The sequence below is a fragment of the Rhodobacter sp. Har01 genome (assembly GCF_020564565.1).
In the GTDB taxonomy this organism is placed as follows: domain Bacteria; phylum Pseudomonadota; class Alphaproteobacteria; order Rhodobacterales; family Rhodobacteraceae; genus Pseudogemmobacter.
The window spans coordinates 828,110-841,496 of sequence record NZ_JAJCTD010000001.1 but is presented as its reverse complement, the minus strand read 5'-3'; the positions used below and the strand labels follow the sequence as shown (position 1 = coordinate 841,496).

The window sequence follows — 13,387 nt, the reverse complement described above, 5'->3', positions numbered from 1 at the left end:
GACGGGGGTCCGGGGGTGTCAAACCCCCGGGGCCTGCCGCCCGCGCCGCGCAGCCATGTCCTGCGCCATCCGCAAGGCCGCCACCAAGCTGGACGGGTCGGCCACTCCCCGCCCGGCAATGTCATAGGCCGTGCCATGGTCGGGCGAGGTGCGCACGAAGGGCAGGCCCAGCGTCACGTTCACCCCACCGGCAAAGTCGATGGTCTTGATCGGGATCAGCGCCTGGTCGTGATAGGCGCAGACCGCGACGTCATAGCCCGCCCGCGCCGCTGCATGAAACATGGTGTCGGCGGGCAGCGGGCCGCGGATCGCCATCCCTTCGGCCGCCAGCCGGGCGACCAGAGGGCGGATCATCCGCTCGTCCTCCCAGCCCATCGCCCCGCCTTCGCCGGCATGCGGGTTCAGCCCGGCCACCGCGATCCGAGGCTGCGCGATGCCGAAGTCGCCGATCAGCGCGGCATGGGTGATGCGGATGGTGTCTTCCAGCAGATCGGCCGTCAGTGCCGCGGGCACCTGCGACAGGGGAATGTGGATCGTCGTCGGCACCACCCGCAATTCCGGGCAGGCCAACATCATCACCACGCGGCCGACGCCCGCCAGATGTGCCAGATATTCGGTATGGCCCGGAAAGGCGAAGCCCGCGCCATCCTTCAGCGCCTTCTTGTGGATCGGCGCGGTGCAGACGGCCGAGGCCGCACCCGCCTGCACCAGCGCCACCGCGCGAGCGATCACCTCGATCACGCCCGCGGCATTGGCCGGGTCCGGCTGGCCCGGAACGGCCGGCGTGGCAAAGGCATAAGGCAGCACCGGCAGAAAGCCCGGCGGGACCGAAGCCGCCTGACGCGGCGCTGCGATTTCCTGCCACGGGGTCGCCCCCGGCAGATGCCGCGGGTCGCCCAGCCAGAAGAACGGAACCTCTGCCCCAAGCACGGCGCGGGCCTTCACGGCGATCTCGGGGCCAATCCCGGCTGGATCGCCCGATGTCAGGACGACGGGGGCGGGTGTCACGGCTCGCGGATGAAGGCCGCTGCGCGCAGCTCTTCCAGATAGCCGTTGGCCAGGCCTTCCAGTTTCAGGTTCAACACCTGCTCGCGCACCTGATCGCGGGTCGGCTCGGGCTCCATCACCTGTTTGCGGCCGCACAGCATGACCAGCCGGCGAAGGCCCGAACGCGAAAGTGTCGTGGAAATCTCGCCGGCATCAAGTCTCGCCAGCTCCAGTGCCACGTCCCGCGGCACTTCGGCCATGCTGGCGGTGGTGATGGTAAGGCGGTCCTCGGGCAGGCCCCGCGCGTCGTCGTAAAGGTCGAGGCACCGGCGATTGTCGGCCTGGATGCGGGCGATTTCGGCGGCATCGTCGGGCACCAGGAACTCGGCCCATTCGACCGAGACCTCCAGCGGCTCGGCGGTTTCGTCCCGGGCCACATCTCGCAACTGGAACAGCACCACAGCGCCGGGAACCACGACCGGCTTGGACACGTCGCCCGCGCCAAGCCCCAGGATCTCTCCGGCAATCGCCGGCGGCAGGTTCGACAGCGGCAGCCAGTCCAGCCGGCCGCCACGGCCGGCGGTCGGCGCGGCGGAATGGCGCCGCGCGGCGGCAGCGAATTCGGCCTCGCTGTCGATCTCGTCGCTCAGCCGATTGGCAAGCGCCATGGCGGCGTCCTCGTTGCCGGGCTGGGCCGGGATCACCAATTCCGACACCAGCACCCGCAGCGCGCGCGGCCGCGCGGTCGCCTCCAGCGCCTTGTCCACATCGGCCTCCGAGGCCGAAACCTGGCCGCGGAACCGCTCGCGCACGACCTTGCGCCAAAGCACGCCGGCGGTGACGAAGTCGCGGAAGGTTTCGGCGGCGATGCCGACCTTCTGCAGTTCGCCGACCAGCTGTTCGGCCGTCAGATTGGCGCGGCTGGCGAATTCGTTCATCCCGTCCAGGATTTCCTGCTCGGTCGCCTTGATGCCCAGACGCTTGGCCTCGGACAGCCGCAGCTTGTCTTCGGTCAGCGCCTTCACGGCCTCGGTCTCGGGGTCACCGGGTGCGCGCAGCAGCTGCATGAACATCGCGCGCTGCATGACCTCGTAGTCTGAAATGACCGCATCGTTGACGTAAAGCCGCGGCGCGAAAAGGTTCTGCGCCAACGCCGGAGCGGCGCCTCCAGGCACCTCGGGCAGGGTCAGGCCCAAACCCGCCCACCCGGCCAGCGCGGCGACCAATGCCACCCGTTTCGCCCGCATTCCCCGTGCCGCCTTGCGTTCCATGCCGCCCGCCCGCCCGCCGTCCTGTTCAGTTCGCCCGCCTATGGCACGGGTCTTTGCCCTTAGCGGCATCGCCGCGACGGACCCGCCGCCGTGCCGCTGCCAAAGCCGACAAGATCGACCGAAAGGCCGAAATCCGTCGTCGGCGTCACACTAGTCGAGGACGTGAACCGACGCGAGAGGGAAAGATTCACCGTCACGCATTCGTTGCGGAATTCCACACCCAGGCCTGCAAGGGTGCCGCGTTCAGCCTCGAAGTCATAGCTGCCCGACAGCATGGCCGAGAGCGAGGGGGCAACCTTCCAGAGTGCATCGAAGGTGAACTCGCGCGTCCGATCCGGCCGGTTTTCGCTGAGGTCCGCTTCGGCCCAAAGCGCCGAGGTCGCCAGCGCCAGCCGATCGCGGTTCAGACTCAGCCGCACCTCGCCCTTCGACAGGCTGAAGCTGTCGTCGAACACCAGCCGTCCAGTGGCGGCAAGGCCGGACTGCCAGTCGACGTTCGCCGCCACCAGCCAGTCGGAACTGCCGCCACCCAGGCCCGAGGCCGGGCCGAACTGGCCATAGTTGCGGTCGCGCAGCACGCGGCCCAGGGTCAGGCCCATCGACCAGCCGGCTGGATCATGCCGGGTCCAGGTCACACCCAGGTTCACACGCGCCCCTTCCTCGACCGCATCCGAGCCGGGAAAACGGTCAAGCGAGAAGAGGTTGCCCTCATCGAACTCGACCAGTGCGCTGTCTTCGTTCGGGATATCCGCGCCGTGCTGGCCGGCCCAGACCAGCTGGATCACCGGCTCGATGACATGCGTCGCGCCGCGACCCGTGGTCTTGACCCAGGGCCAGCGCAGTTCGACCCCGGCGGCGCTGTGGACGCGGCTGAACTCGCCGGCAAAGCTGGCGTCCTGGGCTATGGTAAAGGCTTCGGCCTGCGCCTCGCCCAGAATCGTGGCCTCGATCCCTGCCGGCAGGATGAAGCTGCGCCGCCAATCCACACGGGCCGAAATCCGGCTCATGTCGCGGCCGTCGGCGATGCTATCCAGGTCTGCTCCGTCCGCTGGGTTGGTCGAGGTGCGGACATGGCTGTGGGTCTGCAGGCGGAACCCGCCTTCGCCGCCCAACGCGCCCAATGAAAAGCGACGATGGAACGTCAGGTCGGTGACGAAGCCGGGAATGGTGGTGTTTTCCTCATCGTCGCGCAGGGTCTGGAGACTGATGATCCGACCCGCGAAATATCCGTTGCGGCGGGTCCGGGTCAACTCGATGCGGCTGTCCAGCCGGTCGGCATCGGAAATGCCATAATCCAGCAGATAGGCCGGGTCCGACGCCGTTATGCCCTTGAACGTCAGCTTGAAGCTGTTCGGCAAATCGAAGGCGCCCGTGGTTTCCAGGTAGCCACGGGTATCGCCAAGAACCAGTTCATCACGCGATACCGCGCCGGCGATCTCGATCATCCCGGTGGCAAAGGCCTGGCGATAGCGCAGTTCCAGCGTCCTGCCGGCCTTGGTGCTGAAATAGGGCGTCAATGTCAGGTCGCGGCTGGGGCCGAGGGCTATGAAATAGGGGATCTTGAGACCCGTGCCCAGGCCCGAGGTGGTGCGAAGCTGCGGCATCAGAAAGCCGGTGGCCCGGTCGAGTGTCGGGTCCGGCATCCGCAGGCGGGGAATGTAGAACACCGGCACGCCGGCGACGCGAAACTGCGCATGGTCGAAATAGAGCTGTCGTTCCATCTGATCGTGTACCACCCGGCGGGCGCGGATTTCCCACAGCGGGACCGGATGCTCGGCGCAGACCTGGCAGGACGAGGCGACCACGCGATCAAGCGCGGTGTAGCGGCCAGCGACCCGCATCATGCGGTTCGAGGCCAGTTGCAGTTGCTGGTTCAGCACCAGCCTGGCACTCTCGAGAACGCCCTCGGTCAGGTCGGCCGAAAGTTCGGCGGCCGAGGCAAGGATCAGCGCCTTGCCGGTGTCGTCGATCAGCGCGATGGGTCCGTCGATCAAGAGCCTGTCGCCGGCTTGGTCATAGACGATCCGGCTGGCGCGAAGTCGGGTGCCGCGGAAGAAGACTTCTACGTTGCCGCTGGCGATCAGGCGGCTGTCGTCGGCGATCTCAAGCCGGTCCGAGACCAGCGTGGCGCGGTCCTGGGCCTGGACCTGCGCCGGGGCTGCCAGCGCAAGCGCCAGCGCGGCCAGGCCCAGGCAGAGGAATCGGGGCAAGCGCATGGGCTAGCCATCCTCCAGATGCAAGAGCAAGCCAAGAGCCAGCATCACGGCGGCGACCGGCGGGCTCCAGGCTGCCAATGCCACCGGGATCTGCCCGGCTTCGCCCAGAGCCTGAGCGAAGTTGCGCAGAAAGAACAGCGCAAACCCCGCCAGCATGGCGTAGAGCACCATCTGTCCGGTTCCGCCAAAGCGGACGTGACGCATGGTGAAGCCTGCGGCTACCAGCACCATGGCGGTCAGCAGAAGCGGCTGCGCCAGTTCCATCTGGAACCACAGCCGGTAGGCCCGGGCCGAGAATCCGGCGCGTTCGAGGTCTCCGATGAAGGCCGGCAGCTGCCAGATCGGCACCGCCGAGGGGGTGCCAAAGCTGTCGCGGATGCGCTCGGGCGTCAGGTCCGAGGGCAGCCGGGTGCCATCCGGCCAGATCTCGGCGGCCACCTCGGGGTTCGGCGCGTCGAGGTTCCACAGCTTGGCTCCGTCCAGCCGCCAGGCCCCGGTCTCCAGCCGTGCCGCGGCGGCCTCGATCCGGGTGAGGGGTGTGCCTTCCGGGCCGAAGGTCAGGAAGCTTACGGCAGTCAATTCGGTCCCGTCCAGGTTCGCCCGCGCCGCCTGGATCACCGTCTGTCCGTAGTCACCGCCCTGCCGCAGCCAAAGCCCGGTGTCCGAAACCGAAAGCACCGCACCATCGGTCAGAAAGCGCGAGCGCAGTTCCTCATAGGCCTTGGACGTGGCCGCGACCAGCGGGTTCAGGACACCGACGGTCAGGACACCCACGGTCAGAGCGGCAAGGACCGGGGTCAGCAGGAAGCGCAGCCCCGAGCGACCGGCCGCGCGCACGACCACCAGTTCCGAAGACCGCGCCAGCGACAGGAACAGGGTCATCGCCGAGATGATCAGGATCAATGGCAGGATGCGGTACAGCGACTCGGGCACGTTCAGCAGCGAAAGCCTGGCCGCATCGGCCAGACCGGCGCCCTTGCCCGACAGCCGCCGCAGTTGTTCGATCATGTCGATCAGCATCAGGATGCCGAAGAAAACCAGGAACACCTGGCCAAGGGTCAGCAGGAACCGCCGGGCGATGTAAAGCGATAGTGTCATGCCGCCGCCCCATCGACCGCGGCAGGATCGTAGCCCAACTGTCGCGGCCGCTGGGCCAGCCACAGCAGAACCGCCGAAACCGCCAGCCCCAGCGCCGGGGCCAGGTACAACAGCAGCCACCCCATGTCATTGCGCAATGCCACCCCCGAGGCTGACGTCGCCACCATCTGCAGGCCGATCAGCAAGAGCACCGCCAACCCGACCTGCCGCCACAAGCCAAAGCGGGAAAACCCGCCCAGCATTAGAGCGGCAAAGCCAAGCAGCGGCGCAGCCAGCCCCAGCAACGGCCCGGCCAGCCGACTGTGCGCTTGTTCAAGAAAGACGGCGCGCGTGGTGCGCATTGCCTCGATCCGGACCGGGTCAGCTTCCAGCAGGTCCAGGGTGGACAGTTCGTCCACCTGTTTGCGGCGCACGTCGTCGTCCTGGACGATGGCGCCCAGGTCCAGGGTGAAATCATTGAACCGGGTGATCGAGATGCGCGGCGGAACATCGCGCGTCAACCGTTGCGCCGCGCCATCCAGCATCACCAGTTGCGGCGCGGTTTCGCCGCGCACGATCAGCGCCCGTCGCGCGGTATAGACCACGCGGTCGTTCTCGCCGCGCTCGTCCGACAGGAACAGGTCGTTCAACTCGCCCAGGGGCGTGATTTCGCGGATATAGATCGTCAGGCCGTCGGCCGGGTGCAGGAACCGACCCTCGTTCAGGAAGCGGGCGGTGACGTCCGCGGAGATCTCGGCGCTGCGCGATTGCAGTCGGCCCTGCGCCATCGGCACCAGCACATTGGCGAGGACCAGATGCATCGCCATGACGCAAACCCCGAACAGCACCACCGGCCGCGACAGGCGCACGGCCGAAAAGCCGGTCGCCTGCATCACCACCAGCTCCGATTCCTGGCTTAGCCGGTTGATGGCATAAAGGCAGGCCGCAAAGGCCGAGACCGGCAGCACCAGGCGGATGACGTTGGGCAGCGACAGCAGCGAAAACTCCAGGAACACCAGCGCTGACTGGCCATCGCCGATCAACTGGTCAAACAGCCCGACGGCCCGGTTGACCCAGTAGACCGCCACCAGCAGCAAGCTGAAAAAGCCGAAAAGCTGCAGCAGGTAAGACAACAAGTAACGGTCGAATCTTGCCAAGAGGAACCCGGGTTTCCACAAGATGTTGCGTTTCAACTGGCCGGACCCTAGCCGAATTCGAGGCCATGGAAAACTCATATCTGGTCAAGTCCGGGGCATCTGGATAGCGTTGCGGCGATGGCCCGCCGACCCGTTCCGCCGCTGTGCGGGCGGGGCTGCAGTTCGATGAAACCCCTTTGCGCAAGGTGACTTTGCGATGTCGCATCCCGTTCCCGTCCAGTTCCGCGAAACCGAGGTCGAGGCGCTGATCGCCGCCGAGGGGCGGATTGCCATTCTGGTCGAGCCGGGCACGGCATTGGGTCCGGCAGGGCGGCGGATCGACCGGGCCACGCGTGGGGCGGTGGCGCGGGCGCTGGCCTCGGACGCCGCGGCCAAGCTGAAACCGGGTGAGGCGATGGACCTGGCCTATCCGGCGGGCCTGGCCTGCGACGCGCTGCAACTGGTGCGGCTGCCCAAGCGCACCGACACCGCCGCTGCCCGCAAGGCCGGCGGTGCAATCGGCCGGGGTCTGGGGGAAAAGCCGCTGACGGTGGTGGCCGAGGCGCATCCGCGCGCGGCCGAGGTGGCCCTTGGCCTGGTGCTGCGGGCCTATGACTTTACCGCCCACAAGTCGGGCGAGAAGAAACTGCAAGGCCCGGTGCGGATGATGGTCGCGGCCCCCGAGGCGGTGGCGGCCGAGGTGGCGCCGCTGATGGCGCTGGCCGAGGGCGTCTGCTTTACCCGCGATCTGGTGAACGAGCCGGCGAACGTGCTGACGACGCAGGATTTCGCCGAGCGCCTGCTGGGCCTGCGCGACCTGGGCGTCGAGGTCGAGGTGCTGGAAGAGGCAGAGTTGGCCAAGCTGGGCATGCGCGCGCTGTTGGGCGTGGGGCAGGGGTCGGAGAGCCCGTCCAAGGTGGTGGTGATGCAGTGGAAGGGCGGCGCCCGGGATGACGCTCCGCTGGCGCTGGTGGGCAAGGGCGTGGTGTTCGACACCGGCGGCATCTCGATCAAGCCGGCGGCGGGCATGGAAGAGATGACCATGGACATGGGCGGCGCGGGCGTTGTCGCGGGCGTGATGCGCACGCTGGCGCTGCGCAAGGCAAAGGCCAATGTGGTGGGTCTGGTGGGTCTGGTCGAGAACATGCCCGACGGTCGCGCGCAGCGGCCGGGCGACGTGGTGCGCAGCATGAAGGGCGACACCATCGAGGTGATCAACACCGACGCCGAGGGCCGTTTGGTGCTGGCCGACGTGCTGTGGTACGCGCAGGACCGCTTCAAGCCGAAGGGCGTGATCGACCTGGCGACGCTGACCGGGGCGATCATCATCGCCTTGGGCCATGAGAATGCGGGTGTGTTTTCCAACGACGATGCGCTGTGCACGTCCTTCCTCAAGGCCGCGATGGCGGAGGGCGAGGGCGCCTGGCGGATGCCGATGGGCGAAGGCTATGACGCGCGGCTGAAAAGCCGGATCGCCGACATGATGAACGTCGGCGGCCGCGAAGGTGGTGCTGTGACGGCGGCGCAGTTCCTGGCGCGGTTCGTCAAGCCGGATGTGCCATGGATTCACCTGGATATTGCCGGGGTGGCGCTGTCGAAGGCCGACCAGCCGCTGGCGCCGAAGGGGGCCACCGGCTGGGGCGTGATGGCGCTGAACCGGCTGATCCGCGACCGCCATGAGGGCTGAGGACGGCGGAATTCGCGCCAAGTCCGGCTTGAAACCGGGGCGTGCCGCATGGGGGTGGTGAACTTCTACCACCTGACGCGGTCCACCCTGGACGAGGCGGTGACGATGCTGTGCGACCGCGCGCTGGCGCAGGGCTGGCGGGTGATGGTCCGCGGCCCCGACCGCGCCGCGCTGGAGCGGCTGGACGCGCGGCTGTGGCTGGGGCCGGAGGACGGGTTTCTGCCGCACGGGCTGGAGGGCGGGCCGCAGGATGCCGATCAGCCGGTGCTGCTGGGGCAGGGTCCGGCGGTGAACGGGGCGCAGGCGGTGCTTCTGCTGGGTGCCTTGCCAGTGGACCCGGCCGAGGCGGCGGCGCTGGAACGGGTCTGGCTGCTGTTCGAGGATGCCGATCAGGCCCAGGTCGCCGCGGCGCGGGGGCAGTGGACGGCCGTCACTGCGGCGGGGTTGCCGGCGCAGTATTGGGCCGATGCCTCGGGCCGGTGGGAGAAGAAGGCCGAAACCGGCGCGGCCTAGCGCGACAGGATCATCCGGTCGTCGGCGATTTCCACCCGGAACTGGCGCAGGTAATCCATGCCCAGAAGCGAGATGTCCATCTCTCCGTCGGTGACATAGGCCGGAACGCCGGTGTCGGTGAACGGCCCCAGCGCCACCTGCGGCAGGGTCACGCGGGCGGTGCGGACGGTGCCGTTGGCGGTGGAAGCCTCGCCGATGAAGACCAGCGCGGCCGGGTCGATGCCCAGCCGGGCGGCATCATCGCCCGACAGCACCATGTTGGTGGCGCCGGTGTCGGCGAGGAACAGGACGCCGGTGCCGTTGATGTCGAGCGTGGCGTAGAAATGCCCGTCGCCGGCGCGCGGCAGCTCGATCTCGCCCGCCTTGGTGACGCTTTGGCGGGGCATCACGTCCTGGCGGATGTCACCCCAGAGGCCGTAGCCAGCCATTACGCCCAGGAAGATCAGCCCCCAGGCAAGGGCGGTGCGCAGGGCCTGGCCCAGGCGCTTGCGGTATTCCACCATCACCCAGCCGCCCACGGCGACCAGCAGAAGCACGAGATAGGCCATGCGGCCAAGGGTGTCGCCATCCATCAGGGGTCTCCTTTGCGGCCGATATGGGGGCGGGGCGGGCGCAAGGGAAGATCAGCCGACCAGTCCGGTCTGGCGCACGCCGTCGATGACGAACTGCACCGCCAGCGCGGCCAACAGCATGCCCAGCAAACGGGTGATCACGATCACCCCGGTCCGGCCCAGAAGGCGTTCCAGCGGCGGCGAGGCGAGCAGGAAGGCGAAGGTCACCGCCATCATCGCCAGCATCAGCCCGATCACCGCCGCCGCGCCGCGCCAGTCTGCGAACGGGGCTGCGCCGGCCTGCGCTTCGGCCTGTCCGACCAGCAGGATCATCGAGGCGATGGCGCCGGGGCCGGCGATCAGCGGCGTGGCCAGCGGAAACACCGAAGGGTCGTGGTCGGGCTCGGCGTGCTGGCCCTCGCGCCGCTGGGTGCGGCGCTCGAACAGCATGTCGAGCGCGGTCAGGAACAGCAGGATGCCGCCGGCGATGCGGAAGGCGGGCATCGAGATGCCGACGAAGCCCAGGAGGGATTCTCCCGCCAGCCCGAACAGCGTCAGCAGGGCCGCCGCGATCAGGCAGGCACGCTGCGCCATGGCGCGGCGCTGCCGGGCGTCCATCCCGCGGGTCAGGGCGATGAACATCGGCACCAGCCCGGGCGGGTCAATCACCACGAAGAGCGTGGCGAAGGCGGTGATGAGAAAGGCGCTGTCGGGCATGGCGACAGGCTAGCGCGCTGGGGGGCGATCTGGAAAGCGCTATCCCGTCGGGCGCCGCAGGCCGGGGGGCCAGCCCCCCGGACCCCCGGAGGTATTTGGGCCAAGATGAAGGATCAGACGATGCGGGGGCCCAGGGTTGCGGGGTCGGTGCCGGGGGTGGACCAGAATTCGGTGGCGAAGGGCGGGAGGAGCGCGGTGGCGCGGTCGAGGTCTTCGCGCAGGATGGATTTGCGCAGGGCCAGGGCGGTGGCCTCGACGCAATTGGGCGGGGTCAGGTTATGGTGGGGGCGAAGGGATTGCGCTTCGGCCGTCCAGTCGGCGCGGGTGCCGGGGGGGATGGGGTCGGCAAGGTGCCAGTCGGCAACGAAGAGGGCCCGGAGCGTGGCGGGCAGGACTTGCGCGAAGTCGATGGCCTGTTGCGGCGTCAGGCGACGGCGGAAGGCGCGCAGCACGCCTTCGACGGCGGTGAAGGTGGCGTTGTCGGAGGTGAGGTTCATGGCATCGCGGGCATGGGCCAGGAAGGCCTGCCATTCGCGGGTGGACTGGCGATAGGTCCAGGGCATGGGCATGGTCCGGCCTCCGGTACCGATGTGATCGTGTCAGATGGCGTCAAGCTGGCGGAGCGCGCGACCGTACTTGCCGAGACGTAGGGCATCGCTTTCCGTCACTTCGGGCAGACGGCGCACATCAAGATTGTCCAGCAGGTCGGCTCGCTTGACGCGCCGCGACACGGGGTTCTGGCGGCAGCGGTCGATGAATGCGGTATAGTCCTCGGCCTCGGACTGTTTGGTGACGAGGGCAAGCGCGGCAAGCACCTCGTCCGAAAAACCCTCTCCGCGCAGGCGGTCCAGACTCCAGCCAGGGCAATCCTCAATCACGTCGTGCAGGACGCCAACGATCCGCTCGGCATCGCCTTCCAGCGACAGCATCACCCGCAAGGGGTGCAGGATGTAGGGGGCGCCTGCCTTGTCCTTCTGTCCGGCATGCGCGGTCACCGCAATCTCGATGGCGCGTTCGAGGGGAGTCATGTGGCGTCCTCCAGGCGTTCGTGAGCGGTGATCCAGAGCGCCTCGGCCCGGTGTTCGGCCTCTTGCAGTTCGGCGGCCTTGGCGGTGAGCGCGTCGAGGTCGGGTTTGCGGGCCGGCGTGTAAAGGGCGGGGTCGGCGAGTTTCTCGGAAAGTTTCGCCCGCATGTCGGACAGCTTGGCCAGGCGGTCTTCGCACTTGCGGACTTCGGCGCGCAGGGCGGCGAGGTCTTCCTTCGCGGATTTTGAATTCTTTTCAGAGGGTTTCGCGGTGGTCTTCACGGGATCTTCGCCGGCCAGAAGCTGGGCGCGATAAGCGTCGAGGTCTTCGGTGAAGGGGGTGACGGTGCCGCCTTTCACCAGCCACAGCCGGTCGGCGACCAGGTTCAGGAGGTGCATGTCGTGGGAAACCAGGATCACCGCGCCGGTGTAGTCGGTCAGCGCCTCGACCAGGGCCTCGCGGGATTCGATGTCGAGGTGGTTGGTGGGTTCGTCCAGGATCAGCAGGTGCGGCGCGTCGATGGTGGCCAGCAGCAGCGAGAGCCGGGCCTTCTGGCCGCCTGAGAGCCGCGCGACCAGCGTGTCGGCCTGGTCAGCGGTCAGGCCGAAGCCGGCCAGCCGGGCGCGGTGCTTCGAGGCATGCTCGGCCGGGCGCAGGCGGGCGACGTGCTGCAGCGCGGTCTCATCCGTGTGCAACTCGTCGACCTGATGCTGGGCGAAATAGCCGATGCGCAGCTTCGAGGCGCGGGCCAGACGGCCTTCCGAAGCTCGAAGTTTCCCGGCCAAGAGTTTGGAAAGGGTAGATTTTCCTTCGCCATTGCGGCCGAGAAGGGCAATCCGGTCGTCCTGGTCGATGCGCAGGGTCAGGCGGCGCAGCACCGGCGGGCCGTCATATCCGGTGGCGACGGCGTCGAGCGTCAGGATCGGCGGCGCGAGTTCCTCTGGCTCGGGGAAGGTGAAACGCGCGAGCGCCGCCTCTTGCGGGGTTGTGGCGAATTTCAGCCGCTCGATCATCTTCAGCCGCGACTGGGCCTGGCGGGCCTTGGAGGCCTTGTAGCGGAAGCGGTCGACGAAGGCCTGGAGATGGTCGCGTCGGGCCTGGGTGCGGCGGTTCTCGGCCTCGGCCACGGCCAGCCGGGCAGCGCGGGTCTCGGCAAAGGTGTCGTAGGGGCCGGTGTAATAGGTCAGCTTGCGGTCTTCGAGATGCAGAATGCCGGTGACGGCGCGGTTCAAGAGACCGCGGTCGTGGGAGATGATGATGACGGTGTGCGGGTAGCGGGAAAGGTAGTTTTCCAGCCAGAGCGCGCCTTCGAGATCGAGGTAGTTGGTGGGTTCGTCGAGAAGCAGGTAGTCCGGCTGGGCGAACAGGACGCCGGCGAGGGCCACGCGCATCCGCCAGCCGCCGGAAAAGGCCGAGCAGGGTTGCAGTTGCTGCTCCGGCTCGAACCCCAGGCCGCGCAGGATGGCCGAGGCGCGGGCCTCGCCCGACCAGGCGTCGATGTCCGCGAGGCGATGCTGGATGTCGGCGATGCGGTGGGGGTCATGGGCGGTTTCCGCTTCGGCCAGAAGGGCGGCGCGTTCGGTGTCGGCGGCGAGGACGGTGTCGAGAAGTGAGGTTTCCGACGAGGGCACCTCTTGCGCGACGCCGCCGATGCGGGCGCGGGCGGGCAGGCGGATGGCGCCGGATTCCAGCGCCAGCTCGCCCCGGATCAGCCGGAAGAGGGTGGTCTTGCCGGTGCCGTTGCGGCCCACGAGGCCGACCTTGTGACCGGTGGGAATGGTGGCTGAGGCGCCCTGGAACAGCGGGCGGCCTTCGACGGAATAGGTGATGTCCTCGATGCGCAGCATGGGGCGGGATTGCCCGATGCCGGGGGCGGCGTCAACCGCGGGCTCAGTCCATCAGGCCGGCCAGCAGTTCGGCGGGCCAACTGCGGTAGGCAATCAGCGGCTGGTCACCCTGATCCGAGAAGACGAAGACGTTCAGCGTGGCCAACTGCGATGTCATCCGGCAGAACCGGTCTGGTCCGTCCAGCGGCACCGGGCAGACGTCAAGGTCGACGTGGGGGACGGATTCCTCGAACATCGCATAGGTGAAGGGCAGGGTCGGCGGGGCCTCTTGTGCCAGGGCGGGCAAGGGCAGCAGGGTGGCGAAAAGAAGGCTGGGGCGGAGGGGCATGGTCGGCCTCACAAGCGAAAATCCCGAGTATT

Annotated in this window: 13 protein-coding genes; 2 read left to right on the top strand and 11 right to left on the bottom strand. The window is 68.1% G+C overall.

Annotated elements, in window-relative coordinates; all coding sequences use genetic code 11:
* Positions 1–18 precede the first annotated feature (18 nt).
* From pdxA to lptF, 5 genes are read right to left on the bottom strand one after another with little or no spacing between them, the layout of a single operon-like run.
* Positions 19–1,008 (bottom strand): 4-hydroxythreonine-4-phosphate dehydrogenase PdxA, encoded by a 990-nt coding sequence (gene pdxA / locus LHP98_RS04005; protein WP_227251180.1) that lies wholly within the window; start codon positions 1,006–1,008, stop codon positions 19–21.
* Positions 1,005–2,258, bottom strand: coding sequence for a peptidylprolyl isomerase (locus LHP98_RS04000; RefSeq protein WP_227251179.1), 1,254 nt, complete (start codon positions 2,256–2,258; stop codon positions 1,005–1,007). The genes pdxA and LHP98_RS04000 overlap by 4 nt, the downstream gene beginning before the upstream one ends.
* Before the next feature lie 59 nt (positions 2,259–2,317).
* A complete protein-coding gene (locus LHP98_RS03995; RefSeq protein ID WP_227251178.1) occupies positions 2,318–4,474 on the bottom strand; it encodes an LPS-assembly protein LptD in 2,157 nt (718 codons plus the stop codon).
* Positions 4,475–4,477: 3 nt separating this feature from the next.
* Positions 4,478–5,572 carry an LPS export ABC transporter permease LptG gene (gene lptG, locus LHP98_RS03990; RefSeq protein WP_227251177.1) on the bottom strand — a complete coding sequence of 365 codons (1,095 nt, stop codon included), beginning with the start codon at positions 5,570–5,572 and terminating at the stop codon, positions 4,478–4,480.
* Entirely contained in the window at positions 5,569–6,708 is a 1,140-nt protein-coding gene (gene lptF / locus LHP98_RS03985; RefSeq protein ID WP_227251555.1) for an LPS export ABC transporter permease LptF, read from the bottom strand. The genes lptG and lptF overlap by 4 nt, the downstream gene beginning before the upstream one ends.
* 196 nt (positions 6,709–6,904) lie before the next feature.
* Here lptF and LHP98_RS03980 point away from each other — a divergent pair, with 196 nt between their 5' ends.
* Together LHP98_RS03980 and LHP98_RS03975 are read left to right on the top strand one after the other, a co-directional pair.
* A complete protein-coding gene (locus tag LHP98_RS03980; RefSeq protein WP_227251176.1) occupies positions 6,905–8,374 on the top strand; it encodes a leucyl aminopeptidase in 1,470 nt (489 codons plus the stop codon).
* Positions 8,375–8,422: 48 nt separating this feature from the next.
* Positions 8,423–8,887, top strand: a complete 465-nt coding sequence (locus tag LHP98_RS03975) for a DNA polymerase III subunit chi (protein WP_227251175.1) — start codon at positions 8,423–8,425, stop codon at positions 8,885–8,887.
* Here LHP98_RS03975 and LHP98_RS03970 read toward each other — a convergent pair.
* The 6 genes from LHP98_RS03970 to LHP98_RS03945 form a co-directional block, all read right to left on the bottom strand.
* Positions 8,884–9,459 (bottom strand): TIGR02281 family clan AA aspartic protease, encoded by a 576-nt coding sequence (locus LHP98_RS03970; protein ID WP_227251174.1) that lies wholly within the window; start codon positions 9,457–9,459, stop codon positions 8,884–8,886. The genes LHP98_RS03975 and LHP98_RS03970 overlap by 4 nt on opposite strands.
* 51 nt (positions 9,460–9,510) lie before the next feature.
* Complete coding sequence (locus LHP98_RS03965) at positions 9,511–10,155, bottom strand: MarC family protein (protein WP_227251173.1); 645 nt, start codon at positions 10,153–10,155, stop codon at positions 9,511–9,513.
* A gap of 113 nt (positions 10,156–10,268) precedes the next feature.
* Positions 10,269–10,724, bottom strand: a complete 456-nt coding sequence (locus LHP98_RS03960) for a DUF2267 domain-containing protein (protein ID WP_227251172.1) — start codon at positions 10,722–10,724, stop codon at positions 10,269–10,271.
* A gap of 30 nt (positions 10,725–10,754) precedes the next feature.
* The gene (locus tag LHP98_RS03955) at positions 10,755–11,183 is read right to left on the bottom strand and encodes an HD domain-containing protein (RefSeq protein ID WP_227251171.1); all 429 of its coding nucleotides are present in this window, start codon (positions 11,181–11,183) and stop codon (positions 10,755–10,757) included.
* Positions 11,180–13,027 (bottom strand): ABC-F family ATP-binding cassette domain-containing protein, encoded by a 1,848-nt coding sequence (locus tag LHP98_RS03950; protein WP_227251170.1) that lies wholly within the window; start codon positions 13,025–13,027, stop codon positions 11,180–11,182. The genes LHP98_RS03955 and LHP98_RS03950 overlap by 4 nt, the downstream gene beginning before the upstream one ends.
* Positions 13,028–13,070: 43 nt before the next feature.
* Entirely contained in the window at positions 13,071–13,355 is a 285-nt protein-coding gene (locus LHP98_RS03945) for a hypothetical protein (protein WP_227251169.1), read from the bottom strand.
* Positions 13,356–13,387 lie beyond the last annotated feature (32 nt).